Raw genomic sequence first — 25,521 nt, 5'->3', positions numbered from 1 at the left:
CCGTGCTGCGTCGTGGGCACGGCACCTACCGGCGCCGACCAGTCAGTCCTTGCCGGTCAGGCCTTGCCGGTGCAGATCGCGTCGTACGGCCGGCCCGGGCTCGGGAACAGCTCCAACGGCTTGCTTCCGGTCGGGCACTGCTCGGCGGTCTTCGTCAGGTCGAGCACCTTGCTCACACCGCTTCCCCCGCTGCCGCAGGCGACCTCCTTGGCCTTGTCGTCCACGCAGTCGCCCTTCACCAGCTGACCGCCGCCCGCACCGGCGTCACCGGGGTGGTCGCCGGTCAGGTTGCGGCTGCAGATGGTCTTGCTGGGGATGCCGGACTTGGCGTCGCCGGAACCGATGGAGACCTTCACGGAGATGATCGCGTCCGTGCCGGCCGGGCACTGGATGGAATCGGAGAAGATGGCGCCGTCCTTGATCTCCAGGGCCTTGATCGTCGCCTTGGAGTCGCCGCAGTCCAGGGGCTGGTAGGCGTCCTTGGCGCTGCTGTCGGGCCCTGCACAGTCGCCGACCTTCCATTCCTTGGCCGCGTGGGTCCCGTCACTCGACGACTTGTTGCAGGCAGTGGCTGCCCCCAGGACGAGCGCGACGGCCAGCACTGCCTTCGAACCGTTCAGAAGAGCCGCACGAGAGCTGCGTCGCGGTGAGGAAACGGTGCTGCTGCGGCTGCCGCTGTGGGGTCGCGTGCTGCCGTTGACTCTCATGCTGCTCCTTGTGTCCGTGTGTGTGGCGCGGCCCGCGCGACTACTCGGCGTGGGCCCCCGCATGGTGGCGCGCGCGTGATGACGACAGGAACGGGCACCGCGGTTCCCGCTCCGGCCGATTCAGCCGGTCCGCGAGGGCAGGGCGGCGAACGCGACGTCCGCGGCGTGCGCCACGACCTCCAGCTCACTGCCGAGGGCCCATTCGGCGACCCGTGAGACCGCGGCGGCCGGGACCCCGTCGCTGATCCCGGGCGCGGCCGGGATGTCGTGCGTCGCGTGGGCGTCGTGCGGCATGACGACCCGGTACCCCAGCGCCAGCGCCGTACGAGCCGTCGCCTGTACGCACATCTCGGACATCACGCCGCAGATGGCGAGCGCCCGCACCCCCGAATCGGTCAGCAGGCTCTTCAGGGCCGTCCCGTGGAACCCGTCGTCCCTGACCTTGCGGATCACGACCTCCGTGGGCGAGGCCTCGACGAAGTGGTGGAGCTCCCATCCGGGCGTACCCGGCTCGTCCCCCGCCCCGGGCTGCCCGTCGTTCTGCACGTGGACGACGAGCGCCCCGCCCCTGCGCGCCCTCGCGATCAGATCCGCCGTCCGGTCCAGCAGCCGGGCCGCCTCGGGCACCGCCCGGTCACCGCCGACCGCGTCCGCCTGGACGTCCACAACGATCAGTGCCTCTACGGGAAGTGCGCGCTCGGTCATGCGGCCATCATGGCCGCCGTCCCCGGCCCCCTCCACAGGATTTCGAACCGCCCCTGGCTCCCCGCCCCGGCCCGGAGGGCGTACCCGTGCACCCTCGAAGTCGGCAGCGAGGCCCTCGAAGACGGGATTCTCCTCGTCGATGGAAGAGGACGCTTCTTCCGACTCCGTCACACCGGCGGGTATTGCATGGGGGAGAACGAGTCGGACGCATTTTCTCGATTCTTGAACGGGGCGGCTCTCCTGGACGCGGAGGATTTCTTTGTCCGAGCAGGCCACGCGCCGCTCGGGCAGAGGAGATCAGCCGCCCCGCCCTATTCGCTCAGCCCCACGACACCCCAGCCCCGCCGGGCCGCTTCGGTGAGGATGCGGCCCCATTCCGCCAGCAGGAGGGCGAACTCGTCGAAGTCGCCGCCCCGGCCGTCGGGGACCGCGGAATACACGGTGAAGGCCTCGCGCAACCCGCCGAGCTGTGGCCGTACGCCCTCCCATGTCGCGGCCAGTTCCCGGACGCCGGCCGGTGACCGTGCGACCAGCAGGCCGTACGAGACTTCCGGGTCTTCGGAGAAGAAGTCGCGATCCGTTTCCCCCGACTCGCCGTCCATGCCACCCCAGATCAGCCCGAGCAGGAAGGTGTCCAGCCCGGTCCGCAACAGCGGATCGGCGTGGTCGCGGACGCGCTCCCAGTAATGCGTGGCCCAGAAGTGCGGCTTGTACGAACCGAGGGTGTGCAGGAACTCGTAGACGGCGAAGTGGGCACCGTTCGGCCCCGTCGGCCACTCCCAGTCGCCTTTGACCACCGGGGCGTCGTAGTCCCACAGCCCGCTCTCGTCGGCGTACCAGGCGTCCCTCAACCGCAACAGCCGGTCACGCTCGGGCACTTCGCCCAGCCATGACCAGTCGGTGATCATCACCGTGATGTCGAGCCCCATGGTGTGAGGCTACCGAGTACGGTCAGGTCGCCGCCCCGTCCGGTTCCGCCGCGAGTGCTGCGACGCGTTCGCGCCCATGGTGGTCTGCTGCCCGGCCTCGGGGGACACCGCGGCATCGCTTCCCCGGTCCGCGGTGTGAGATCGTCCTGCGCATGGTGGAACCGGTGGAGTCGGCGGCGGAGTCGTGGGTCTTTGTCGATGACCGCATCGCCGTGTCCGCCGATGCGGCGGCGGAAGCGCTCCGGGCGAGCACGCCGCGGACCCCGGGGCGGAGGAGTGGAGCGACGGCTTCGTCCTCTCGAACGGGCAGGCCGACGAGTACCCCGACGCGGACACCGTGCCGCTCGACGAAGCCCTCCGGATCGTCCTCCACATCCTCGCCACCGGCCGGCCCCCGGCCGACGCGGCGTGGGTGGTCGACCGCTGAGTCGACCGGCGGAGAGGACCGGTCCGCGAATCAGGGCGTCAGGACGGGCATTCCGCCAGCTTCGGCTTGTTCGGCGGGTTCGTCCTGTTCAGCAGCGGGGCGAGGTGGCGGGCGTACAGCTGCTCCCAGACGCCGTCGGTCATGATCTTCTTCAGCGACGAACACACCTCCCCCTTCAGCCCCTTCTCGTCCGGATTCATGGCGACGCCGTAACCCTCGGCCCCCGGACCGCTGTCCAGCCGCTTGAGCTCGGTGGGGTTGTTCTTGACGAACCCGGCGAGGATGACGTCGTCCGTGCTCACCGCGTAGACCGACGACCTCGGGTCCAGCAGGTCGCGCACGCACCTGTCGTAGCCGTTCGGCAGCGACCCCGTCATGTTGTAGCCCGCCTTGGGCAGCCATGTCTCGTACGTCGAACTCCTCGCGGTACACACCTCGAACTGCTCCTTCCGCAGCATCCTGGAGTCGTCGATCGACACCGTCTTCGCCTTCTTGCGGACCATGAAGCTCCGGCTGGCCACGTAGTACGGGCCGGCGAACGCGACGCTGTAGTCGGGCGCCTTCGCGTGCTTGCGCTCCTCCGTGATGCTGTAGGTGGCGATGACCAGATCCACATCGCCCTTCTGCAGTATCGTGCTCCGGTTCTCGCTGCTCACGGGCTCGAAGGCGACCTGATCACGGCTGTAGCCCATGTCGCGCGCGATGGCATGGGCCACTTCGATCTCGTACCCGCGGTACTTGCCGTCCTTGGTCTTCTCGCTCAGTCCGGGCTGATCGGCCTTGACGCCCACCTTCAGAATCGGGTGCGTCTTGATGTACGGCTCCGGCTCGGGCCCCTGGCCCGACCGGCCGCCCGCGTCCGGCTCGCCGTCCCCATTCATCCGGTCCACGGCGAACCATCCGAGACCGGCCACCAATGCCGCGCACACCACGGCCGCCGAGGCTTTCTGCCATGCCCGGATGCGCTGCTTCGGCTCCTGCGGACCCTGAGGCTTCTGGGGTGGCAGGGGCGGGGGCTCGGGCGACGATCGGGGTTGCGCGGCGGCGGGCGCCTCCGCCGGCTCTGCCTCCGCCTCCTCCCCCGCCTCTGCCTCTTTCCGGACCTCTTCCTGTACGGGTACGGGGTCCGGCTTCGCGGCGGAATTGCGGAGGACCTCCCGAAGCATGTCCTCCGCGCTCGCCGCGCTCAGGCGCCGGCGCGGGTCCTTGTGCATCAGCCGGCCCACGACCCCGGCCAGGCCCCCGCCGTGTTCCATCGGAAGGGGGTCGGACTGGCAGGCGGCGACCAGGACCTCGTATTCGCTCGGCCGGTCGAAGGGGTGCCTGCCCTCGACCATCTCGTACAGCGTGACGCCCAGCGACCACAGGTCGGACGCGGGTGTCGCGGCGCTCTCCTGCGACGTCTGGCCGAGCAGCTCGGGCGCCAGGTACTTGTAGGTACCGATGAGCTCACCGGCCCTGGTGAGCGGGGCGGCGCCGTCGAAGGTGGCGATCCCGAAGTCCGCCAGGATCGCGAAGTCGTCCTTGGCGAAAAGAATGTTGGCCGGCTTCACATCGCGGTGGACCACCCGCGCCTCGTGCACCGCCCGCAGCCCGCCCAGCACCTGAAGGCCGATCGCGGCCGTCCGCCGCACCGAGAGCCGCTGCTCCTCGCGCATCAGGTCCGCCAGCGAACGCGCGTTGAGCAGGTCCATCACGATCCAGACCTGGTTGCCGGACTCGACCCGGTCGTGCACCGCCACCACGTTCTGGTGCCTGATCTTGGCGATGGCCGCGGCCTCCCGCCGGGCCCGCTGCATCATCTGCTCCTGCGTGGCCGCCCCGATGGCGTCCCGGCCGAGCAGGCCCTTCACCGCGACGTGCCGGTCGAGACGGGTGTCCAGGGCCTTCCAGACCTCGCCCATGCCACCGCGCCCGAGGCTGTGCAGGAGCTCGTACCGGCCGTCAATCACGTGGTGCGGTGCGGGGGCCGCGGCCTGGTCCGACGGGTCCGACGACTCCTGCGTCGGCTGCGTCTCCGGCCACGACTGTGCGTGCTCGGTCGAGTCGCTCCGGAGGAAGTCGCCCGCCAAACCGCCGTCGGCCCCGCGGGGGGAGCCATCGCCCTGTCCGTGGTCCGAATCGCGACCGGCCGTACCCTCGCTGTGCATGCGACCCCCTGTGGACTACATGGAGGCAACAGACTAGACGCTCGGTCATATGCGAAGTGGCCCACAGGCACTTGCGATTCGGTCACTTCGAGAGCGTCTTCCGGACCGCTGCCGGACGAGGCCGTCGCCCGTCAGGCCGAGCTCGGTTACCGCACCCTGCAGCGCCGCCCGCAACGCGCTGATGGAACGGGCGGCGGCGCGTAGACCCCCTCGGCCGCCCGCGCTCACCCTCCGTCGAACCGCTCCCCGCACCGGCTGCAGAACACCGGCTCCGGGTCCTGCGAGAGCCGGCCGCACTCCGGGCAGACCCGGTCCAGCATGCAGGGGGTCTCGCCACCCTCGTACGACAGGGCGGGGGCGGCCGGGGCGGCCGCGGACTTGATGGTCAGGCCGGGGCGGCGGCGGTGGACGGTCAGGTAGGTGAGGCCGTCCGGGCCGGCGGCGAGGGCGCGGCGGGAGGTGCGGGGAAGCCAGGCGACGGTGGTGGGGGTCAACTCCAGCGAACCGTCCCCCGCGTCGATCCGGCCGTTGCCCGCGACGACGACCAGGAGGACGTCCAGTACGTCCTCCTGGTGCGCACCGACCTCGCCACCGGGCGGCAGGCGTACCAGGTTGGCATCCAACTCCCGGCCCTGCTCCGCCAGTTGCCACAGCGCCCCGCGTTCGTCACGGGTCGCGTCGCGGAGCAGCTCGTCGAGTACGGCCAGAACACGCGGTACGGAATTCACGGAACCCAGGCTACGCGTCGGCAGGGGGCGGTGCCGGGCCGTCACACGGGCATGGGAAGCTGTGCGTCCGCTGTATGCGCGCGGTAGCACTCGTACCCCCCACCGGTCACGTGTGACCTGTGCTTTCGCCTGTCGCAGCGGTTCATGAAACGAACATCGAAGACGATCCTTGGGGTACGACTTGAGATCGAAGCGCAGAATCACGAAGCACACCATCTCGAAACGAAGAATCTGGATCACGGCCGCCGTGGCTACGTCGGCCGTGACCGGTGTCCTGGTCTTCGAGGGGGTGACGGGCAACTCCTCGGTGAACACCGACGCCAAGTCCGGCCCCACGAAGGCCGATGTGCGCGCCACCTCGCTGAAGGTCGGCGGTGACGGCACGTCCGCCGTTCTCGGCAAGCGGGACACCGCACCGTTCAGCATGCTGGGCATCACCTGGACCGACCCGGCGGCCAAGGTCACCGGCGCCGTCGAGGTACGGACCAAGTCCGCCACCAGCGGGAACTGGACGTCCTGGGTGCCGCTCGAAACCGACGCGGACGGGCGTACGGAGGCCGGCCGGTCCGGCGTACGGGGAAGCACCGAGCCCCGCTGGGTGGGCCCCTCCAACGGTGTGGAGGTACGGATCAACGCGGGCGGCAAGGTCTCCACGAAGCTGCCCGCGGGGCTGCGGCTGGACACCGTGGACCCGGGCCGGGGCAGCACGCCCGCCGCGGAACCGGCCGCCTTCGCGGCCGATCTGCCCGCTGAGGACCCGTCGGCCACGCCCACCACCGACCCGGCGGACCCGACCCCGTCCGAACCTGCGGCCACGCCGGGCGACGGCACGGAACCGCCCGTCGAGCCCACGCCGTCCGAACCGGCGTCACCGGCCCCGTCCGAGCCGGCCACCGAGGAGCCCACTCCCCCGGCGAGCCCGAGCCCCTCGGCCTCGCCGAGCTCCTCCCCGGCCGAGACCCTGCCGCCCGCGCCGCCGTCGACCGTGCCGAAGCCGCCGATCACCTCGCGGGCCGGCTGGGGCGCCGACGAGTCGATCAGCCCGGAGGCGCCGGAGTACCTGGACGGCATCAAGGCCGTCTTCGTCCACCACACCGCCGGGAGCAACACCTACTCGTGCGCCGACTCCGCGGCGGTCGTACGCAGCCTGTACGCGTACCACGTCAAGAGCCAGCAGTGGAAGGACATCGGCTACAACTTCCTGGTCGACAAGTGCGGGACGATCTTCGAGGGCCGCAAGGGCGGTGTGGACCGGCCGGTGTTCGGCGCGCACACCTACGGCTTCAACCGGGAGTCGACCGGTATCGCGGTCATCGGCACGTACACGGACTCGACCGCGCCCGGTGCGGTGACCACGTCGGTGGCCCGGATCGCCGCGTGGAAGCTCGGCCAGTACGAGGGCGACCCGGCGGGCAGCACCCTGCTCACCGCGGGCGCCACCGGCAGCAACTACTTCGGAAAGGCGTTCACCTCCGGTACGAAGTACTCCTTCAGCCAGATCTCCGGGCACCGTGACGGCTTCAACACCCAGTGCCCCGGCAACATGCTGTACGGGCAGCTGAAGTCGATCCGCGACCTCGCCGCGGGCCCCGTCACCGGGCTGACCGTCAAGTCGGTGACCGGCGCCGGGCGCTCGGGCACGACGTACTACACGAAGTCCGCGGTCACCGTGGGCTGGTCGGCGAGCACGCCGAGCGCGTTCGTCTCCAAGTACGAGCTGCTGGTCGACGGCAAGTCCGTCGCCACCACCGCGGGCACCGCCACCTCCGCGCCGGCCACCCTCGCCATCGGCTCCCACCAGGTCCAGGTCCGCGCCACCCACCAGTCGGGCAAGGTCACCACGTCCGCGGCGGCCACCGTGGTCGCCGAGCAGACGGCGCCCACGTTCTCCACCAAGCCGAACCTGGCCCTGCGCACCGGCACGGTGAACACCACGGCCGTCCCGGTCACCCTGAAGTGGAAGGCCACCGACTCCGCTTCGCTGAAGGAGGTCCGGCTCACCGCACCGGTCGCCAAGACCTACGGCCCGACGACCACCAGCGCCTCGCACACCGCCAAGTCCGGCGTGGCGACCACCTGGTCCATGAAGGCGTACGACCAGGCGGGCAACACCGCCACCGCGTCGGTCGCCGGAACGCCGGTCATCGTGCAGGAGAGCTCGGCGACGAAGAGCGGCACCTGGACGACGCGGTCCTCGTCCAGCTACCTCGGCGGCAAGTCGTACTCCAGCTCGTCGAAGGGTGCCAGTCTGAGCTGGACGTTCACCGGCCGCTCGGTCGCCCTGGTGGCCTCCCGGGCCACCACCTCCGGCCAGATGTACGTCTACGTGGACGGGGTGAAGGTGTCCACGGTGGACCTGAAGTCCAGCACCACCAAGTACCGCGACGCGCTGTGGACGAAGAGCTGGTCGTCCAGTGCCAAGCACACCGTCAAGATCGTCGTCGTCGCCACATCGGGCCGGCCGACGGTCACCACCGACGGCATCGTGTACCTGAAGTAACCGCCGTTCCGCATCCTCATCCGCATTCGCATGACGCACTGCCCCCGGCACTCCGCTACTCCGCCGGGGGCAGCCGCGTTCCCGTCACCCTTGCTTCGAGCGGACTCGAAGGCGTTGGCTTGGCGCCATGGAGTACACGCAGCTCGGACGCACCGGACTCAAGGTCAGCCGCCTCGTCCTCGGCACCATGAACTTCGGCCCGCAGACCAACGAGGTGGACAGCCACGCCATCATGGACGCGGCGCTGGACACGGGTCTGAACTTCTTCGACACCGCGAATGTGTACGGCTGGGCCGAGAACAAGGGCCGCACCGAGGAGATCATCGGCACCTGGTTCGCCAAGGGCGGCGAACGGCGCGACAAGGTGGTCCTGGCCACCAAGATGTACGGGAACATGGGCACCGACGGCGAGGCCTGGCCCAACCACGACAAGCTCTCCGCCGTGAACATCCGGCGCTCCGTCGACGCCTCGCTGAAGCGGCTCCAGACGGACTACATCGACCTCTACCAGTTCCACCACGTCGACCGGAACACCCCCTTCGAGGAGATCTGGCAGGCGATCGACGTCCTGGTGCAGCAGGGCAAGATCCTCTACGCGGGCTCGTCGAACTTCGCCGGTTACAAGATCGCCCAGGCCAATGAACTGGCCACGCGGCGGGGCTCGCTGGGCCTGGTCAGCGAGCAGTGCATCTACAACCTGATGGAGCGCCGCGCCGAGATGGAGGTCATCCCGGCCGCGCAGGACTACGGCCTCGGCGTCATCCCGTGGTCCCCGCTGCACGGCGGGCTGCTGGGCGGTGTGCTGAAGAAGGAGCGCGCGGGCACGGCCGGGCGCTCGGCCTCCGGCCGCAGCGCGGACGCGCTGAAGGACGCGGCACAGCGCGAGAAGATCCAGGCGTACGAGGACCTGCTCGACGAGCACGGCCTGGAGCCGGGCGAGGTCGGCCTGGCCTGGCTGCTCACCCGGCCGGGGGTGACGGGGCCGATCGTCGGACCGCGCAATCAGGAGCAGCTGGACTCGGCGCTGCGGGCGCTGGAGCTCGATCTCTCCGCGGAGCTGCTGGCGTCGCTGGACGAGATCTTCCCGGGTCCGGGGCCTTCGCCGGAGGCGTTCGCCTGGTGAGGCCGACCGTCTGACGGACCGCCGGACCGCCGGACCGCCGGGCCGTCGCTGCCTCGTCCCCGTCGGGGGCGAGGGCGGCGGCGGCCCGTTTCCGTACCCGTTTCAGGGCGCGTCCAGTTCCTTCAGCATCTGGCCGAGCCAGCTCAGCTCCGCCTCGCTGGTCGCGCGGGCGATCCTCAGCAGCCCCCGCCGGAACGGGTCGTCGAACGACTCGGCGCCGAGCGGCCGCTCCCCCTCGTAGAAGAAGCTGCTCGGCTCCTCCAGGAACGCGAGCCGCCGCCGCAGCACGTCCGCCTGCTCGGCCGGGGACGGCAGATGGCGCAGGAAGGCGAGGACGGTGAACCAGCGGTTCTCGTCGCTGATGTCCACCTCGTCGGCCTCCCGCAGGCGTCGCCGCAACTCCTCGCGTCCCGGGCCGGTCAGGGTGAGGGTGTGGCGGGGGGCGGCCCTGCTGCCGGGTTCGGTGCGGCGCTCCAGCCATCCGGCGCGCTCCAGGCGCTTGATCGCCGGGTACAGCGTGCCGTCCGCGATGGGGCGGACGTGTCCGGTGAGGTGGGCGACCCGGCGCTTCAGCTCGTAGCCGTGCAGCGGTTGCTCGTACAGAAATCCAAGGATGGCCAGTTCCAGCATGTGCGTATCCTCCCCGACTCCTCTCCGACGACCTTATACATCGACGCCGATGTATAGTCGTCCCGATGCTTGGCGATGGCCAGGGCGATGGCGAGGAGGACGACATGCACAACGCACAGGTGACCGCCGACGGCGCGCGCATCAGGTGGGTGGAGCTTCCCGGCCGGCCCGGCAGTACCCGTACCCGGGTCTATCTGCACGGGCTCGGGGCCTCGTCCGGCCCGTACTTCACCACGAGCGCCGTCCATCCCCTGCTGGCCGGCAACCGGTCGCTGCTCATGGACCTGCTCGGCTTCGGGATCAGTGACCGCCCCACGGAGCTCGGCTACACGCTGGAGGAGCACGCCGACGCGGTGGCGGCGGCGCTGGAGGCGGCCGGCGCGTACGACACGGACGTGATCGCGCACAGCATGGGCGGCGCGGTGGCCATCGTGCTCGCGGCGCGCCATCCGCGCCTGGTGGCCCGGCTGGTGCTGGTCGACGCCAATCTGGACCCGATCGCCCCCGACCCCGCCCGGCCGGGCAGCAGCGGCATCGCGGCGTACTCGGAGGAGGAGTTCCTGTCGCACGGCTGGTCAGAGGTGCGCGACCGGGTGGGGCCGCACTGGTGGGCGACCATGCGCCTGGCGGGCCGCGAGGCGCTGCACCGCAGCGCGGTGCAGCTCGCCCGGGGGACGACGCCGACGATGCGCGAACTGCTGCTGGAGCTGAAGATTCCGCGCACCTTCTTGCGGCCGCAGGGCGACGGGCCGCTGCCCGGCGAGGAGACGCTCGTCGAACACGGGGTACGGGTCGTGGCGGTCCCGGAGTGCGGGCACAACATCATGCTGGACAACCCGGAGGCGTTCGCCGGGGAGACCGCGCGGGCCCTCGCCGTCCGATGAGGAGGGGGTGCGCGGCCGGGGCGGGCGCTCTTGCCCTCATGCCATGGGTGAACTCGTTCCGCCGCTCGTGATCGTCACCGCGCCGGCCGCCGTGATGGGCTTCTTCACCTGGCTGGCGATCGTCGCCCGGCGTCGCGGCGTCGCGGGCTCGGCCCTGAGCGCGGCCCTGGCCTCCTACAACGAGGCCTACCAGGGCACCGCCCACCAGGCGTACCACGAGATCAGGGCACAGGCGGAACGCCAGGTCCCGGTCCTGTCGCCGGATGGCGCATGGCGGCCGGTGCCGCCTGCCGGGGAGGGCGTACGCCGTCGGCGGGAGACCGCGCGCCGGCCGCTGCGGGGCCTTCGTCGCCGGATCCGCCGACTGCGGCACGGACGCTGACGGAGGTCGGCCGGATCACGCCCCGGCGGCGGCCGCCACGGCGACGACGACGAACATCAGCACGAGCACGGCCGCCATGATGCGGTTTCTGGTCTTCGGATCCACCCTCCGAGAGTAACCGCCGCCCTCAGTGCCCCAGCGACCAGGATGCGACCACCTCGTACCTGGGCTGCTCGCCCGGCACCCCCGAGTCCGGCAGATTGCTGCGTACGAGGGCCATCTCGCCCACCTCCCAGCCGGTTCCCTCGAAGCTCCCGAGCGCCTCGACGCAGGGCCGCAGGTCGACCTCGGCGCGGCGGCTGCGGGCGAGGGTGAGGTGCGGGTGGTAGCGGCGGTGCTCGTCCATCGGGATGCCGGTGCGGCGGGCGGCGGCGTCGGCGCGCTCGGCGAGGAGCCGCAGCGTGTCGATCGCGCCCGCGGCCCCGACCCAGAGCGCCCGCCCGCCGAACCGGCCGACGCCGTGGATGCGCAGCGGGAAGGGGTCGGTGCGGCGGGCGGCCCGCGCGAGGCGCTCCTCCAGTTCGGGCAGCAGTTCCTCGTCCACGGGCCCGAGGAAGGCGAGCGTGAAGTGCCAGCCGGGCACACCGGTCCAGCGAAGACCCTCGGCCTCGGGAAGCGCGTGCAGTGGGGCGACGGCGCGGCGCAGTTCCTCGACGGCGGGGGCGGGCGGCAGCACGGCAACGAAGAGTCTGAGACGGCTCATGCGCCGAGTGTCGCACCGTACCGGCGCGTCTCGGCCGCCGTGGCCAGCTCCTCCCGTGGGACGAACCGGACGTGCGGGCGGCCCGGTCGCAGGTCGACGCGGAGGCGCAGGCCGCCGACGCGGGCCAGCATCAGGCCGACGCCGAGCGCGGCCACCAGCGAGAACGCGCCGCCGACGGCCATGCCCGTACGGACCCCGTAGGCGTCGCTGATCCAGCCGACGATCGGGGCGCCCACCGGCGTACCACCGGCGAAGACCATCATGTAGAGGCTCATGACCCGGCCGCGCATGGCCGGGTCGGCGGCCATCTGGACGCTCGTGTTCGCGCTGATGTTGGTCGTCAGGCCGATCATGCCGATCGGGACCAGCAGGATCGAGAAGAGCCAGACGGACGGCGACAGGGACGCGATGATCTCCAGCAGACCGAACGCCGTGCCCGCGGCCACCAGCATCCGCAGCCGGGAGGAGCGGCGGCGGGCGGCGAGCAGGGCACCGGCGAGGGAGCCGGCCGCCATGAGGATGTTGAAGAACGAGTACATCCCGGCGCCGCCGTGGAAGATCTCGTCCGCGAAGGCCGTGAGCCAGATCGGGAAGTTGAACCCGAACGTGCCGACGAAGCCGACCAGGACGATCGGCCAGATCAGCTCGGGGTGGCCGGAGACGTAGCGCAGGCCCTCCCTCAGCTGTCCCTTGGCGCGCGGTACGACGACGGCCTTGTGCAGTTCGCTCGTACGCATCATCAGCAGGCCGACGAGCGGGGCGAGGAACGACAGGCCGTTGAACATGAAGGCCCAGCCGCTGCCGACCGTGGTGATCAGGACACCGGCGACGGCCGGGCCGATGAGCCGGGCGGACTGGAAGTTCGCCGAGTTGAGGCTGACCGCGTTGCGCAGCTGGGCGGGTCCGACCATCTCGGACACGAACGACTGGCGGGCCGGGTTGTCGACCACCGTCACCATGCCGAGCAGGAACGCGATGAGGTAGACGTGCCACACCTGCACGACACCGGAGAGCGTGAGCACCGCGAGGGCGATCCCGCACAGGCCGAGCGCCGCCTGGCTGAAGAGAAGGAGCTTCCGCTTCGGGAGGCGGTCCGCGATGACACCGCCGTAGAGGCCGAACAGAAGCATGGGGAGGAACTGGAGGGCCGTGGTGATGCCGACGGCGGCGGCGGACCCGGTGAGGCTCAGGACGAGCCAGTCCTGCGTGATGCGGGACATCCAGGTACCGGTGTTGGAGATCACGGCGCCCGTGGCGAACAGGCGGTAGTTACGGATCTTCAGCGACGAGAAGGTCCCGCCGGGCTTGCTCTCGTGGGTGGAAGTCGGTGCGGGGGCGGAGTCTGCTCCGGATCCCGTACTCAAAAGGGTTCGCCTCCTCGGGCGTATACGTTTCGCTGACCGACGGGGTGCGGCGGTACGGGCGGTGCGCCGGCTGTGGTCCGGCGCGGCCTGCCCCGCTACAGGTGGGCGAGCTTCTCCAGCACGGGCGCCGCCTTGCGGAGCGTCTCCCACTCGTCCTCGTCCAGGCCCTCGGCGAGGGCGGTCAGCCAGGCGTTCCGCTTGGAGCGGCTCTCTTCGAGCATGGCTTCCGCCTGCTCGGTCTGGCTGACCACCTTCTGGCGACGGTCATCGGGGTGCGGTTCCAGTCTGACCAGCCCCTTCGCTTCCAGCAGCGCGACGATGCGGGTCATCGACGGAGGCTGCACATGCTCCTTGCGGGCCAGCTCGCCCGGCGTGGCCGAGCCGCACCTGGCGAGCGTGCCGAGCACCGACATCTCGGTGGGGCTCAGCGACTCGTCGACACGCTGGTGCTTGAGGCGCCGGCTGAGCAGCATCACGGCGGAGCGAAGGGAGCTCACGGCGGCCGCACTGTCGCCGTCGTGGATCAGGTCAGGCATGTTTATTAGCGTAACTCATTAGTCGCCCTAAAGACCATTCGTGTTACACGCGCGAGAGGCACTTCACCCAATCGGTCACCCGAACGAGTGAGTCGGCTCCGGAAAGTGACACGAAACGACGCACTGGACCGTAACCCTGCTTGCCATGGGATCGACTGTGCTCAGCCTGCGGATAGACGGTGAGCTGCTCGACCGGCTCCGGCAGCATGCCGCCAAACGCGGAATGAGCGTCCAGGACTATGTGGTCCGGACGCTCATTCGCGATGACTTCGACGAGCGCTTCAAGGCGGCCGTCGACGAGACGGAGAGGTTCTACGGCCCGGAAGGGACCGCGGGGATCAGGGCCGAAGAGGTCACGTGAGGCCGAGGGCCGGCATCGCGTAGTAGAAGACGAAGACCAACGACACCACGTACATGGCCGCTGGCACCTCGCGCCAGCGCCCGGCCGCCACCCGCAGCACGGAGAAGGCGATGAAGCCGATTCCGATGCCGTTGGTGATCGAGTACGTGAACGGCATCATCACCATGGCGAGGAAGGCCGGGATGGCGAGCGTGTAGTCGCTCCAGTCGATGTCCCGCACCGAGCCCGAGATGATCAGGAAGCCCACCGCCAGCAGCGCGGGGGTGGCCGCCTGCGAGGGGACCATGGTCGCCAGCGGTGTCAGGAACAGCGCCACCGTGAACAGCAGACCCGTCACGATGCTCGCGAAGCCGGTGCGGGCGCCCTCGCCGACACCCGCAGTGGACTCCACGAAGCAGGTGCCCGCGGAGGCGGAGCTCGCACCGCCCGCGGCGACCGCGATGCCGTCCACGAACAGCACCTTGTTGATGCCGGGGAAGTTGCCGTCCTTGTCCGTCAGCTTCGCCTCGTCGCCGACGCCGAGGATGGTGCCCATCGCGTCGAAGAAGCAGGACAGCAGCACGGTGAAGACGAACAGGATGCCGGTGAGCACGCCCACCTTGCTGAAGCCGCCGAACAGACTGACCTGACCGACCAGCCCGAAGTCGGGCGTGGCGACAGGATTGCCCGGCCACTGCGGGACGGTCAGGCCCCACGCCCCGGCCGGCAGATCGGCGACGGCGTCGATGATCAGCGCGACGGCCGTCATCGCGACGATGGAGATCAGGATCGCGCCCGGCACCTTGCGGACGATCAGCGCGAGGGTGAGCAGCGCGCCGATGACGAAGACCAGGACCGGCCAGCCGTTGAGGTGGCCGTCGCCGCCGAGCTGGAGCGGCACGGTGGTGTGCGCGGCGTCCGGGACGCGGGAGACGAAGCCCGAGTCGACCAGGCCGATCAGCAGGATGAAGAGGCCGATGCCGATCGCGATGCCCTTGCGGAGCGACATCGGCACGGCGTTCATCACGCGTTCCCGCAGACCGGTCGCGACCAGCAGCATCACCACGATGCCCGCGAGGACGACCATGCCCATCGCGTCCGCCCAGCTCATCCGGGGAGCGAGCTGGAGGGCCACCACGGTGTTGACGCCGAGACCGGCGGCCAGCGCGATCGGCACGTTTCCGATGACGCCCATCAGCAACGTGGAGAACGCGGCGGTCAGCACGGTGGCGGTGACCAGCTGGCCACCGTCGAGCTGATGGCCGTACATGTCCTTGGCGCTGCCGAGAATGATCGGGTTCAGCACGATGATGTACGCCATCGCGAAGAACGTGGCGAATCCGCCGCGGATCTCGCGTGCGACCGACGACCCCCGCTCGGAGATCTTGAAGAAACGATCCAGGCCACCTTGCGGCTGGGGAGCCGCGGGCTGCTTGGCATCGACCGGAGCGGTGGCCGAGGGGGACATGTATGACCTCAGTCGTGCGTAGAGGGGGAATGAAAGTGGTCAGCTTTGGACTTTTACACGAATAATTCGAGCCAGCCGTAAGCAGATTCAGTATGAATACATAAGGCGAAGATCGCTATCTCCGCGCGTAGACCCTTGGGCCGCCTGGACCGAGGAGCCCCTGCGCAGGGGGCCCCATACACTGAGGTCATGGCGAAGTGGACACCGAAGCACGAGGCACCCGAGCCCCTGGAGGGGCCCGTCGTCGCCACCATCACCGGCGGCACGATCCTCTGGTTCGTCCTCTTCCTGGTCCAGATCCCGTTCTACGGCTGGTTCGACGACCACGGGCACCTGTGGTGGGTGTGGACCTGTCTGGCCGGTGCGGGGCTCGGCCTGATCGGCATCTGGTACGTGCGGGGGCGCGACGCCGCGATCAAGCGGGCGGCCGCCGAGGCCGCGGTGTCGGCCGGCACCGAGTCCTCGTAGCACCTCAGGACCATTCCCTTCACGTTCCCCTCCTCCCCCGGTCTGATCTTCGGACCCCTCAGTGGGTGAACCGGAGCATCCACCCGTACCGTCGAAACCATGACGCAGCGGGCACCCCATTCCTTCGGTGAGCAGACCCCCGAAGCAACCGGTTCCACCAGCTCCATCGACTCCACCGGCTCCCCCGGTTCGGCCATGATCGACGCCGGGGCCGAGCTCGACCCGGTCCACCCGGTGAGACTGCCCGCACCGGCCGTGAACCCACGCGGGCTGACCGCTGCCGAGGTGGCCGAGCGGATCGCCCGCGGTGAGGTCAACGACGTACCCGTCCGCTCGTCCCGCTCCATCCGCGAGATCGTCCGGGCCAACGTCTTCACCCGGTTCAACCTGATCATCGGCGTGCTCTGGCTGATCATGCTGTTCGTCGCGCCGATCCAGGACAGCCTCTTCGGCTTCGTGATCATCGCCAACACCGGCATCGGCATCATCCAGGAGTGGCGGGCCAAGAAGACCCTGGACAGCCTCGCGGTCATCGGCGAGGCGAAACCCACGGTGCGGCGGGACGGGGTCTCGGCCGAGATCTCCACCTCCGAGATCGTCCTCGGCGACCTCGTCGAGCTGGGCCCCGGCGACAAGGCCGTCGTGGACGGCACGGTCGCCGAGGCCGACAGCCTGGAGATCGACGAGTCGCTGCTCACCGGCGAGGCCGACCCGGTGCTGAAACAGCCCGGCGACCCGGTGATGTCCGGCAGCTTCGTCGTCGCGGGCGGCGGCGCCTTCACCGCCACCAAGGTCGGCCGCGAGGCCTACGCCGCCCAGCTCGCCGAGGAGGCGTCCCGCTTCACCCTCGTCCAGTCCGAGCTGCGCACCGGCATCTCCACGATCCTCAAGTACGTCACCTGGATGATGGTGCCGACCGCGATCGGCCTCATCATCAGCCAGCTCGTCGTCAAGGACAACGACTTCAAGGAGTCGGTCGCCCGGACCGTCGGCGGCATCGTCCCGATGATCCCCGAGGGCCTGGTGCTGCTCACCTCGGTCGCCTTCGCGATCGGGGTCGTACGGCTCGGCCGCAAGCAGTGCCTGGTGCAGGAGCTCCCCGCCATCGAGGGGCTGGCCCGGGTCGACGTCGTCTGCCTGGACAAGACCGGCACCCTCACCGAGGGCGGCATGGACGTCACCGAGGTGCGGACGCTGGGCGGTGCGGACGACACGTACATACGCGGCGTGCTGGGCGCCCTCGGCTCGTCCGACCCGCGGCCCAACGCCAGCCTCCAGGCCATCGTCGACGCCTACCCGGACGGGGAGAAGTGGCGGTGCACGCAGACGCTGCCGTTCTCCTCCGCCCGCAAGTACAGCGGCGCCGCGTTCGACGAGGGCGGCGGCCGGGAGTCGTCCTGGCTGCTCGGCGCCCCCGATGTGCTGCTGCCCGAGCAGGACCCGGCGCTCACCGAGATCGAGCAGCTCAACGAGCAGGGGCTGCGGGTGCTGCTGCTGGCCCGCGCCGAGGGCGCGCTCGACGGGCCGGACATCGCGGCCGGAGCCGTACCGAGCGCGCTGGTCGTCCTGGAGCAGCGGCTGCGGCCCGACGCCGGGGAGACCCTGTCCTACTTCGCCGACCAGCGGGTCGCCACGAAGGTCATCTCCGGCGACAACGCGGTCTCCGTCGGCGCGGTCGCCGGAAAGCTGGGCCTGCCGGGCGCCGAGCACACCCTGGACGCGCGCCGGCTGCCCACCGACCCGGACGAGATGGCCACGGCCATGGAGGAGAACGCGGTCTTCGGCCGGGTCACCCCCCAGCAGAAGCGCGACATGGTCGCCGCCCTCCAGTCCCGCGGCCACACCGTCGCCATGACCGGCGACGGCGTCAACGACGTACTGGCGCTGAAGGACGCCGACATCGGCGTCTCCATGGGTTCGGGCTCCGAGGCGACCCGGGCCGTCGCCCAGATCGTGCTGCTGAACAACAGCTTCGCGACGCTGCCGTCCGTCGTCGCCGAGGGCCGCCGGGTGATCGGCAACATCACCCGGGTCGCCACCCTGTTCCTGACCAAGACCGTCTACTCGGTGCTGCTGGCGGTCCTGGTGGTCTGCACACAGGTCGACTACCCGTTCCTGCCGCGCCATCTGACCCTGCTGTCGACGCTGACGATCGGCGTCCCGGCGTTCTTCCTGGCCCTCGCCCCCAACAAGGAACGCGCCCATCCGCACTTCGTGCGCCGGGTCATGCGGTACGCGATCCCGTCGGGCGTCATCGCGGCCGTCGCCACCTTCGCGACGTATCTGCTCGCCCGGCACCACTACTCCGGTCCGGGCGCCCTCGACGCGGAGACCAGCGCGGCCACGCTCACGCTGTTCCTGGTCTCGATGTGGGTGCTGGCGATCATCGCCCGCCCGTACACCTGGTGGCGGGTCGCACTGGTGGCGACGATGGGGCTGGCGTTCCTGATCGTGCTGGTGGTGCCGTGGCTCCAGGAGTTCTTCGCGCTGAAGCTGGTCGGGACGACGATGCCGTGGGCCGCGGTGGCCATCGCGGTGGTGGCGTCGGCCGGCCTGGAGTACGCCTGGCGGCTGGTCGGCCGACGCTTCCCGGTGTAGGCCGACGCTTCCCGGTACGGGGGGCGGTCCCCCGCCCCCCGTACCGGACGTCGTTACTTCACGTCGACGAAGTCACCGGCGGTGGTGACGGCCGGGGTGGTGGACGTACCGGCGAAGCTGTAGCGCCAGTAGCCGTCGACCGAGGCCGTGACCGTGGTCTTCAGGTTCCCGGTGCTGTTCGTCTTGATCGTCTTGACCGTGGTGTACGTGGAGCTGGTCTTCTTGCGGAACTGGAGCTTCACCGACTGCGTCGCGTAGCCGTGGTACGCGTGGTCCTCCCAGTTCGCCCGAGACAGCTTCCCGGTGACCGTGATCGTCCCGCCCTTCTTGACCGGCTCCGGCGAGGCGTTGACCGTCAGCTTCGAGTAGCGCTGGACCTTCGCCGTGGAGGCGAAGTCGGAGTAGTAGCTGGAGCCGTCCTTGGCCTCCGCGCCCGCGAGCACGTGCCAGGAGCCCGCCAGCACGTTCTTCGGCAGGTCGACCCTGGGGTCGACGGTGATGGTGAAGGAGCAGGTGCTGGTGGTCGCGCTGGCGGCCTTGCAGGTGGCCTCGTCCTCGTTCGGCAGCAGGGCGCCGTCCATGCCCTCTTCCTGGTCCTTGCCGTGCCACAGGATCAGCCAGCCGGTTTCGATGCCGGAGGCGTGCGAGGCGGTGACCGAGACGGTGATGGTCCTCGGCGCGGTCGTCCCCAGGACGGTGTTCTTGCCGCCATTGATGGTGATCTTGGAGATGACGGGGTCGGCCGTTGCCGCGTGCGCCGCCGGAACGGCGAGGGCGGACAGGACCAGGGCGCCGGAGGCTGCGGCGACAGTGGCACGTATGCGCATGGTTCTCTCCGTGGAGAAAGGCCTTGGGGGCCGGATGAGGATGCACAGGACGGATGCGTGAGCAGCGGGACCCCTCGCGGAGGGATCCCGCTGCTCACGGGTGGCCACGGGTGACCACAGGTGTGGCCGGGTGGGACTACTTCACGTCGGCGGACTAGCGCACGTCGACGAAGTCACCGGCGGTGGTGACGGCCGGGGTGGTGGACGTACCGGCGAAGCTGTAGCGCCAGTAGCCGTCGACCGAGGCCGTGACCGTGGTCTTCAGGTTCCCGGTGCTGTTCGTCTTGATCGTCTTGACCGTGGTGTACGTGGAGCTGGTCTTCTTGCGGAACTGGAGCTTCACCGACTGCGTCGCGTAGCCGTGGTACGCGTGGTCCTCCCAGTTCGCCCGAGACAGCTTCCCGGTGACCGTGATCGTCCCGCCCTTCTTGACCGGCTCCGGCGAGGCGTTGACCGTCAGCTTCGACAGCCGCTGCACCCGGGCGGTGCTGTAGAAGTCGGTGTAGGCGATGTCGGTCTGGTTACCGGCGAGCGCGCCCGCGGAGACGTGCCAGGTGCCGGCCAGGGAGTTCTTGTACAGGTCGTAGCGCGGGTCGATCGTGAACGTCAGCTTGCAGGTCGAGGTCGTCGCGCTGACCTTGGTGCACGTCGACACGTCCTCGTTCGGCAGGATCGCGCCGTCGATGGTGTCCTCCGACGACGGGTCGGTGCCGTGCCACAGGTCGGCGTAGGCGTCGACGACACCGGACGCGTGCGAGGCGGTGACCGAGATGGAGATCGTCTTCAAGGCGGTGGTGCCCAGGACGATGTCCTTGCCGCCGTTGACGACGACCTTGGAGATGACGGGTTCCGACGCGTCGGCGGCGGTGGCCGCGGCGGCCTTCGAGGCGCCCCGGGCGGCGGCGGTGCCGAAGACCTCGGCACCCGACGTCGGCTTGTTCAGGTTCGGGACGGAGTGGTCGCCCGCGTGGGCGGCCGGGACAGCCAGAGCAGACAGGGCCAGGGCGCCGGAAACGGCGGCCACGGTGGCACGAATACGCATGTGTTTCCCCAGTGGAGAAAGGCCCCGCGGGCACGTGATGCGCCACGGGCGGGGCTAGTTCGGACTGTGAGTCTGCTGACTCGAGAAACCAGACCCGCAACACATGTGAAGGGTTGTACCCCGAGATGAACTTCTTGCGAAGATCCCTCCGCCGGTGCCCGTGACCGCCCGCGATCGCCGTGACCGCCCGTCAGTCGAACCAGCGGTCCCGGGCCAGTTCCTCCGTGCGGGACGGGTCCTCCAGCAGTGCCGCGACCTCGAAGCGGCGCGGCCACTGCCCCGCCGCCCAGGCCAGGCCCGCCGCGACGCCCTCCAGCGTGGCGGCGTGGACCGTGCCGTCGGGGGTGCGGCGCCAGTCCAGTTCGACGCCGCCCGCGCGCAGTTCGCCGTGCTCGACGTACGCGTCCGGAGTTCCGGCGCCGAGCAGGACCCGTACCGCGTCCGGCACTCGATGCTCCTCGCCCTCCGTCGACACCTTCGCCTCGACGCTCTCGCCGAGCCGGCGCACCTGGAACAGCTCGGCCAGGTCCGCCGCGCGCGTCGGGGCGACCGGGAGCAGCGGGAGCCCGTCGGTGAGCGGCAGCAGATCGGGGGCGTCCGCGATCACGGCGTCCGCCGCGTCGACGACCCGCACCTCGCCGTCGACCACGGCCCGCAGTTCGTCCGGCAGCGTGACCTGTTCCGGGTCGAGATCGGCCAGGGCCGTGTACAGGGAGTGCAGTTGTACGGGGCCGACCGGGCGGTCCTCGTCCGCGAGCCGGCCGAGGAGTTCGGCGGCGCCGCCCGGCTCGTCGAGCAGGGCGGCCACGGAGGTCCGTACGCCGAGGGCGCGCAGCACCTGCGCGTCGTCGAAGCCGGTCGCGTCGGCGGAGTCGTACAGCCCGGCCAGCCGGGGGTCGCCGCCCGCGGCCCGCAGCCCGGCGGGGCGGCGGCCGTCGAGCACCGGGTGGTCGCGCAGCCACCAGGCCGTGTACGGGCGCACCGACTGCGTGGTGCCGTCCGGCAGCAGCACCCGCACCGGCTGGGTCAGCGCGTCGCGCAGCGGCGGCCGGGCGAGCATGGCGAGCGCCTGCGGCCAGGCGTCGTCGTCGACCAGGTCCAGATCGCGGACGGCGACGATCTCGGTGGCGACCGGCGGCACGGGGGTGTCGGGCAGCTGGTCGAGGATGTCCTCGCACCACACGTCCACGGCGTCCAGCAGACCGGCGTCGTCGGGCTCGGCGAAGTCGCCCTCGCGCGGCTCCAGTTCGTCCGGGTCCAGCACGACATCGGTGGTCCGTACGAGGGCGAAGGTGGCGAGCACTCCGCAGGCGGTGAGCGGCTGCTCGCCCCAGCGGTCGGCCAGCTCCTGGTCGCAGAGGGCCAGTTCACCCTCCCGCATGATGGCCGCGAACGGGCTCGCGGGCAGCACGAGTTCACCGGCGGGAGCCGGTTCGCCGTCCTCGTCGGGGAGGGCGAGCGCACCGAGCCAGGGCTCGTCGCCGGGTGCCAGTTCGGCGTCCCGTACGAGGGTGAGGACGGTCTCGGCGAGCTCGTCGCCGTCCAGCGCGTCCTCGTCCCAGATCTCGCCCGCGTCCAGCGACCCTGCGACGGCGGCCCGCACCTGCGGGGTCGTGAGCACGGCTCGCGGGGTGGCGGGCAGGGCGCCCAGCTTCTCCAGCAGCGGATGGGCGGCGTCCGGGTGGGCGACCTTCAGCCCGAGCCGGGCGAGGCGTTCCAGCACCGGTCCGGCAGCTGCGTCGGGGAGCGGGAGAAGGACCTGGCGGGGGCCGATGGTGGTGCGGGGCGCGGCCGGGGTCCCGGTCGCGGAGTCCGCGGTCTCCGGTGTCCCGGCCAGCGGTACGGGCAGGCCGGAGAGGCGGTCCGGGTCGATGCCGGACAGGCTGTCGTACAGCCGCCGCCACCAGCCGGGGTCGCGTTCCAGACCGGCGAGCCGGTCGATCGCCTCGGTCAGCGGGACCCGGGCGATCCGGAGCGTACGCAGTTCGCTGCGGCGCTCCAGTCCGGCGGGCAGCAGACACGGCAGGACCTCGGCGAGCACCCGTACCGTCTCGGCGCCGACGCCTTCCAGCACCTCGGCCTCGATGGGCCGCAGCGCCGTGGTGGCCGCCTGGGGGAGGCCGTCCGCCTGCACGTCCCAGGTGTCCCACCGGTCCGCCTCGGCGGTGGTGTCGCGGGGGGCCGCAGGGGCCAGGAACGCGACGCGCGGCAGCCGGTCCAGGATCGCGCCGCGCAGCACGCCGTCCAGTTCGCCCTTGCCGAGCGGTCCCGGTACGAGGTCGATGGTGTCGACGGACACCGGCCGCCAGCCCGCGAGCAGTTCGGCGTACGCGTCGGCGGCGCGCTGCACCAGGAAGTCGGTGAGCGGTCCCGGCGCGAAGTGGCGGCGGGCGGTGTCGAGCGGCAGCGAGGCGATGAGCAGCGCGGGGATGCCGAGGGGTTCGTCGGTGGGGGTCGGCGCGTGGACGACGGGGAGGGTACGGGGGCGCACCGGGGCGCCCTCCGCGTCCACCGGGACCGCCCAGGTGACCGACCAGTGCGGACGCAGCCGCTCCTCGCGGGGCCGGTCGGAGAGCAGCTCCGGTTCGACGGCGCCGTGGTGGGTGACGGTGCGCCAGCGGTTCGTGCCGTGCGCGGAGTCCTCGACGTGGGTGTACGGGCCGTGCTCGGAGCGGCGCAGCGTCCGTACGGTGTCCGGGGTCTCGATCACGATCTCGTCGAGGCCGCGCAGGGTGAGGAGCAGGGCGTCGTCGACCGCGTCGAGCAGCCGGGCCACGAGGTCCTCGGCGCCGCCGTCGCGCAGCGGGAGGACGACGACGGTGTCGTACCCGTCGGGTGCGGTGCCCTCGGCGGGCAGCGGGAGCCGGAGCAGGGGTACGTGGCCGTCGCGGCGGCGCAGTTCGTCGCCGAGGCCGGGACTGGCGACGGCCGTGCGCGCGGCGAGGTCGCGGGCCTCGGCGAGGGACCAGCGGACGCCGCCGTGCCGGCCGACGACGGCGGGCTCGTCACTCACCGCGAGCACGGCGGCGAACCCGACGCCGAACCTGCCGACGGCTCCTTCGTGCCCCTCGCGCTTGGCGGAGGCGCGCAGGGTGGAGAGCGACTCCACGCCGGTGGCATCGAGGGGCGCGCCGGTGTTGGCGGCGGCGAGGACCGCAGGGGTGTCCGGGGCCGCCGGGTGCAGGGTGAGGCGGAGGCGGCCGGGGACCTGGGCGCGGGCGGCGGCGTCGGCGGCGTTCTGGGCCAGCTCGACGACGAGGCGGTCGCGGTAGCCGCCGAGCGCGAGGTCCTCCTCGGCGTTGGCGTCCTCGCGGAACCTGGCGGGGCCGGCGCCCCAGGCGTCGAGCACACCGCGCCGCAGCCGTGCGGTCCCGAATGGATCGGCCCCCTCGGTCGCATTCATGCTCACGCTCTGACTCCGCTCTTTCCGGTTACGCACTGCCCGTGCCGCCAAGTGTGCGCCCGAAGGTACCGGGTCCTCGCGCCGGACGGGGGCCGCCGAACAGCGCTTCGGCCAGTTCGAGCCCTTGGCTCCGCGCGCGGCTCCGCGCCTGGCCCCGCCTCTGGGCCGGAGGGTTGCCGCACCGCCCTCCGCAGCAAGGGTTCCGTCCTCAATCGCCGGACGGGCTGGGGTTGCCGGGCCGACCCGGATTGCCCGGACGGACGGGAAGTCCCCGAACCCGCAGAAAATCCCCGGACGGGCGGCAAAATCAAGCCCGTCCGGCGCTTGAGGGCAAAGCGGTTCGCCAGGGGCGCCCGGCATCCCGCTCAAGCCCGTCCGGCGCTTGAAGACGGAACCGGTCCACCGGAGCAACCCGCACCCCGAGCGAAGCCACACCGCCCCGGCCACCGCCTACGAGTGGCCGAGGTCCTCCGTAGGCTCATCCGGCTCCGCCGGGACCGAGCCGGAGTCCCGGGCCGGCCGCAACGGATACTCGTCCGCCTGCACCGTGTCCAGCGCATGCGGCGCCGGCTTCGGCGGCTTCGGCATCACCGCCGCCTCCGAATGCCCACCGCACCCGTACGACAGCGACACGACATGCCCGTCCGCCGGGCCGAACTCGTTCGCGCACACCCCGAACGCCTGCCTCAGCGAACCCGCCAGTGGCACCAGGAAGGCGCAGGTGACGCACGAGGCCGGGGCCGCCTGGGCCATCGGCGTCTTCGCGCCGAACGCCTCGTCCCACCGGTCGGCCGCCGCATGCAGCCCGTACCGGGACAGCACCCGCGCCCGCCGCATGCCGAGCTCGTCCGCGACCGCCGCGATCGAGCCCCGGCTGGTCGTCGCGGGGCGCGTCGTCAGCTCCGCGTCCTCCGCATCGACGAGGTCGGCCATCTCCTGCGACATCTCGGAGACCGCGGAGTTCGGCGGCGGCTCGTCCTCGCCGGTGTAGCCGGGCTCCAGGCGGATGTCGTCCGCCTCGGTGGGCAGCAGATCGCCGGGCCCCATGTCACCGGGGCGCAGCCGCTCGCTCCACGGCACCCACTCCGGGGCGAGCAGCGCGTCGCTGCCGGGCAGCAGCACCGCCTCGTCGAGGGTGACGTACTTCGCGCGGGAGGCGCGGGCGACGGTCACCGCCCAGCGCCAGCCCCGGTAGCCGGGCTCCTGGCACTCGAAGAAGTGCGTGACGACCCGGTCCCCCTCGGAGACCACGGCCACATGCTCGCCGACGATCCCCGGCGCGGCTGCCTCCTCGGCCGCCGCGCGGGCCAGGTCTACCGCCTCGGCGCACAGACGGTCGGGAACAGGGGTACGGGCCGTACGGCTTCGCGTCGTCGCAGCACTCACAGGTCTCGCTTCTCTCCTACGCCAGTCTCACGAGCGCGCCAGCACATCCATCGGTTTCGGCCATGACGGATGCGGGCGGAGCGGACCTGAGGGCCGCGTCGACGTCCACACCCGTTGCTGCCTGCCTCGGGCACACCTTCTGCAACCCATTCTGCGGGATCGCCGAGAGGCGCGCGGCCGAGAACAACCGCCGGTGGCGCGCTACGCACGCTACCCTCTCC

Annotated in this window: 21 protein-coding genes and 1 pseudogene; 8 read left to right on the top strand and 14 right to left on the bottom strand. The window is 70.9% G+C overall.

What is annotated here, in order from left to right; translation table 11 throughout:
- Window positions 1-56: 56 nt before the first annotated feature.
- Both OG978_RS22990 and OG978_RS22985 read right to left on the bottom strand, forming a co-directional pair.
- Window positions 57-707, bottom strand: a complete 651-nt coding sequence (locus tag OG978_RS22990) for a hypothetical protein (RefSeq protein WP_442817736.1) — start codon at window positions 705-707, stop codon at window positions 57-59.
- Window positions 708-827: 120 nt separating this feature from the next.
- Window positions 828-1,412, bottom strand: a complete 585-nt coding sequence (locus OG978_RS22985) for a cysteine hydrolase family protein (RefSeq protein WP_326767022.1) — start codon at window positions 1,410-1,412, stop codon at window positions 828-830.
- 9 nt (window positions 1,413-1,421) lie between these two features.
- Between OG978_RS22985 and OG978_RS48355 the strand changes: the two are divergent.
- Window positions 1,422-1,631: pseudogene (locus OG978_RS48355) on the top strand (SUKH-3 domain-containing protein); the annotation flags it as partial.
- Between the two features lie 92 nt (window positions 1,632-1,723).
- Here OG978_RS48355 and OG978_RS22980 read toward each other — a convergent pair.
- The 3 genes from OG978_RS22980 to OG978_RS22970 all read right to left on the bottom strand — a co-directional run bounded on the left by OG978_RS22980 (window position 1,724) and on the right by OG978_RS22970 (window position 5,646).
- On the bottom strand, window positions 1,724-2,341 hold the full coding sequence (locus OG978_RS22980) for a hypothetical protein (protein ID WP_326767021.1): 618 nt from the start codon (window positions 2,339-2,341) through the stop codon (window positions 1,724-1,726).
- 465 nt (window positions 2,342-2,806) lie between these two features.
- Window positions 2,807-4,918 (bottom strand): serine/threonine-protein kinase, encoded by a 2,112-nt coding sequence (locus tag OG978_RS22975; RefSeq protein ID WP_326767020.1) that lies wholly within the window; start codon window positions 4,916-4,918, stop codon window positions 2,807-2,809.
- A gap of 224 nt (window positions 4,919-5,142) precedes the next feature.
- Window positions 5,143-5,646: a hypothetical protein gene (locus tag OG978_RS22970; protein WP_326767019.1), complete on the bottom strand. Its 504-nt coding sequence runs from the start codon at window positions 5,644-5,646 to the stop codon at window positions 5,143-5,145.
- 262 nt (window positions 5,647-5,908) lie between these two features.
- On the opposite strand from OG978_RS22970, the gene OG978_RS22965 reads away from it, so the two are divergent.
- Both OG978_RS22965 and OG978_RS22960 read left to right on the top strand, forming a co-directional pair.
- The gene (locus tag OG978_RS22965) at window positions 5,909-8,146 is read left to right on the top strand and encodes an N-acetylmuramoyl-L-alanine amidase (protein WP_442817846.1); all 2,238 of its coding nucleotides are present in this window, start codon (window positions 5,909-5,911) and stop codon (window positions 8,144-8,146) included.
- 127 nt (window positions 8,147-8,273) lie between these two features.
- Window positions 8,274-9,269 carry an aldo/keto reductase gene (locus OG978_RS22960; protein ID WP_326767018.1) on the top strand — a complete coding sequence of 332 codons (996 nt, stop codon included), beginning with the start codon at window positions 8,274-8,276 and terminating at the stop codon, window positions 9,267-9,269.
- Between the two features lie 102 nt (window positions 9,270-9,371).
- On the opposite strand, the gene OG978_RS22955 is transcribed toward OG978_RS22960, so the two are convergent.
- Window positions 9,372-9,899, bottom strand: a complete 528-nt coding sequence (locus tag OG978_RS22955; RefSeq protein WP_326767017.1) for a PadR family transcriptional regulator — start codon at window positions 9,897-9,899, stop codon at window positions 9,372-9,374.
- Between the two features lie 104 nt (window positions 9,900-10,003).
- On the opposite strand from OG978_RS22955, the gene OG978_RS22950 reads away from it, so the two are divergent.
- Window positions 10,004-10,783, top strand: a complete 780-nt coding sequence (locus tag OG978_RS22950; protein ID WP_326767016.1) for an alpha/beta fold hydrolase — start codon at window positions 10,004-10,006, stop codon at window positions 10,781-10,783.
- Window positions 10,784-10,826: 43 nt separating this feature from the next.
- A complete protein-coding gene (locus OG978_RS22945) occupies window positions 10,827-11,165 on the top strand; it encodes a hypothetical protein (protein WP_326767015.1) in 339 nt (112 codons plus the stop codon).
- 127 nt (window positions 11,166-11,292) lie between these two features.
- Here the strand turns inward: OG978_RS22945 and thpR are convergent, their stop codons facing one another.
- From thpR to OG978_RS22930, 3 genes are all read right to left on the bottom strand, one after another.
- Entirely contained in the window at window positions 11,293-11,868 is a 576-nt protein-coding gene (gene thpR / locus OG978_RS22940; protein WP_326767014.1) for an RNA 2',3'-cyclic phosphodiesterase, read from the bottom strand.
- Window positions 11,865-13,232 carry an MFS transporter gene (locus OG978_RS22935; RefSeq protein WP_326767013.1) on the bottom strand — a complete coding sequence of 456 codons (1,368 nt, stop codon included), beginning with the start codon at window positions 13,230-13,232 and terminating at the stop codon, window positions 11,865-11,867. The genes thpR and OG978_RS22935 overlap by 4 nt, the downstream gene beginning before the upstream one ends.
- A 95-nt stretch (window positions 13,233-13,327) precedes the next feature.
- Window positions 13,328-13,768 carry a MarR family winged helix-turn-helix transcriptional regulator gene (locus OG978_RS22930; protein WP_072485764.1) on the bottom strand — a complete coding sequence of 147 codons (441 nt, stop codon included), beginning with the start codon at window positions 13,766-13,768 and terminating at the stop codon, window positions 13,328-13,330.
- A gap of 145 nt (window positions 13,769-13,913) precedes the next feature.
- On the opposite strand from OG978_RS22930, the gene OG978_RS22925 reads away from it, so the two are divergent.
- Window positions 13,914-14,129 carry a ribbon-helix-helix protein, CopG family gene (locus OG978_RS22925; protein ID WP_072485765.1) on the top strand — a complete coding sequence of 72 codons (216 nt, stop codon included), beginning with the start codon at window positions 13,914-13,916 and terminating at the stop codon, window positions 14,127-14,129.
- Here the strand turns inward: OG978_RS22925 and OG978_RS22920 are convergent.
- Entirely contained in the window at window positions 14,122-15,576 is a 1,455-nt protein-coding gene (locus tag OG978_RS22920; protein ID WP_326767012.1) for an NCS2 family permease, read from the bottom strand. The two genes, OG978_RS22925 and OG978_RS22920, sit on opposite strands and share 8 nt — an antisense overlap.
- A 189-nt stretch (window positions 15,577-15,765) precedes the next feature.
- On the opposite strand from OG978_RS22920, the gene OG978_RS22915 reads away from it, so the two are divergent.
- Together OG978_RS22915 and OG978_RS22910 are read left to right on the top strand one after the other, a co-directional pair.
- Entirely contained in the window at window positions 15,766-16,044 is a 279-nt protein-coding gene (locus tag OG978_RS22915; RefSeq protein WP_326767011.1) for a DUF2530 domain-containing protein, read from the top strand.
- Window positions 16,045-16,143: 99 nt separating this feature from the next.
- A complete protein-coding gene (locus OG978_RS22910; RefSeq protein ID WP_326767010.1) occupies window positions 16,144-18,642 on the top strand; it encodes an HAD-IC family P-type ATPase in 2,499 nt (832 codons plus the stop codon).
- A gap of 53 nt (window positions 18,643-18,695) precedes the next feature.
- Here the strand turns inward: OG978_RS22910 and OG978_RS22905 are convergent, their stop codons facing one another.
- The 4 genes from OG978_RS22905 to OG978_RS22890 all read right to left on the bottom strand — a co-directional run bounded on the left by OG978_RS22905 (window position 18,696) and on the right by OG978_RS22890 (window position 25,300).
- The gene (locus OG978_RS22905; protein ID WP_326767009.1) at window positions 18,696-19,469 is read right to left on the bottom strand and encodes a DUF5707 domain-containing protein; all 774 of its coding nucleotides are present in this window, start codon (window positions 19,467-19,469) and stop codon (window positions 18,696-18,698) included.
- Window positions 19,470-19,623: 154 nt separating this feature from the next.
- Window positions 19,624-20,511, bottom strand: coding sequence for a DUF5707 domain-containing protein (locus OG978_RS22900; protein WP_326767008.1), 888 nt, complete (start codon window positions 20,509-20,511; stop codon window positions 19,624-19,626).
- Between the two features lie 190 nt (window positions 20,512-20,701).
- Entirely contained in the window at window positions 20,702-23,914 is a 3,213-nt protein-coding gene (locus OG978_RS22895; protein ID WP_326767007.1) for a sacsin N-terminal ATP-binding-like domain-containing protein, read from the bottom strand.
- A 450-nt stretch (window positions 23,915-24,364) separates the two neighbouring features.
- Window positions 24,365-25,300, bottom strand: a complete 936-nt coding sequence (locus OG978_RS22890; protein WP_326767006.1) for a DUF3027 domain-containing protein — start codon at window positions 25,298-25,300, stop codon at window positions 24,365-24,367.
- Window positions 25,301-25,521: the final 221 nt, after the last annotated feature.

Origin of the sequence: Streptomyces sp. NBC_01591 (genome assembly GCF_035918155.1) — a bacterium.
In the GTDB taxonomy this organism is placed as follows: domain Bacteria; phylum Actinomycetota; class Actinomycetes; order Streptomycetales; family Streptomycetaceae; genus Streptomyces.
This window is presented reverse-complemented; position numbering and strand designations above follow the sequence as displayed.

Coding starts and splice junctions, on each gene's coding strand:
- thpR (WP_326767014.1), bottom strand. CDS start 11,868: ATGAGCCGTCTCAGACTCTTCGTTGCCGTGCTGCCGCCCGCCCCCGCC.
- OG978_RS22960 (WP_326767018.1), top strand. CDS start 8,274: ATGGAGTACACGCAGCTCGGACGCACCGGACTCAAGGTCAGCCGCCTC.
- OG978_RS22930 (WP_072485764.1), bottom strand. CDS start 13,768: ATGCCTGACCTGATCCACGACGGCGACAGTGCGGCCGCCGTGAGCTCC.
- OG978_RS22920 (WP_326767012.1), bottom strand. CDS start 15,576: ATGTCCCCCTCGGCCACCGCTCCGGTCGATGCCAAGCAGCCCGCGGCT.
- OG978_RS22905 (WP_326767009.1), bottom strand. CDS start 19,469: ATGCGCATACGTGCCACTGTCGCCGCAGCCTCCGGCGCCCTGGTCCTG.
- OG978_RS22895 (WP_326767007.1), bottom strand. CDS start 23,914: ATGAATGCGACCGAGGGGGCCGATCCATTCGGGACCGCACGGCTGCGG.
- OG978_RS22980 (WP_326767021.1), bottom strand. CDS start 2,341: ATGGGGCTCGACATCACGGTGATGATCACCGACTGGTCATGGCTGGGC.
- OG978_RS22910 (WP_326767010.1), top strand. CDS start 16,144: ATGACGCAGCGGGCACCCCATTCCTTCGGTGAGCAGACCCCCGAAGCA.
- OG978_RS22945 (WP_326767015.1), top strand. CDS start 10,827: ATGGGTGAACTCGTTCCGCCGCTCGTGATCGTCACCGCGCCGGCCGCC.
- OG978_RS22915 (WP_326767011.1), top strand. CDS start 15,766: ATGGCGAAGTGGACACCGAAGCACGAGGCACCCGAGCCCCTGGAGGGG.
- OG978_RS22950 (WP_326767016.1), top strand. CDS start 10,004: ATGCACAACGCACAGGTGACCGCCGACGGCGCGCGCATCAGGTGGGTG.
- OG978_RS22985 (WP_326767022.1), bottom strand. CDS start 1,412: ATGACCGAGCGCGCACTTCCCGTAGAGGCACTGATCGTTGTGGACGTC.
- OG978_RS22955 (WP_326767017.1), bottom strand. CDS start 9,899: ATGCTGGAACTGGCCATCCTTGGATTTCTGTACGAGCAACCGCTGCAC.
- OG978_RS22975 (WP_326767020.1), bottom strand. CDS start 4,918: ATGCACAGCGAGGGTACGGCCGGTCGCGATTCGGACCACGGACAGGGC.
- OG978_RS22990 (WP_442817736.1), bottom strand. CDS start 707: ATGAGAGTCAACGGCAGCACGCGACCCCACAGCGGCAGCCGCAGCAGC.
- OG978_RS22900 (WP_326767008.1), bottom strand. CDS start 20,511: ATGCGTATTCGTGCCACCGTGGCCGCCGTTTCCGGCGCCCTGGCCCTG.
- OG978_RS22925 (WP_072485765.1), top strand. CDS start 13,914: ATGGGATCGACTGTGCTCAGCCTGCGGATAGACGGTGAGCTGCTCGAC.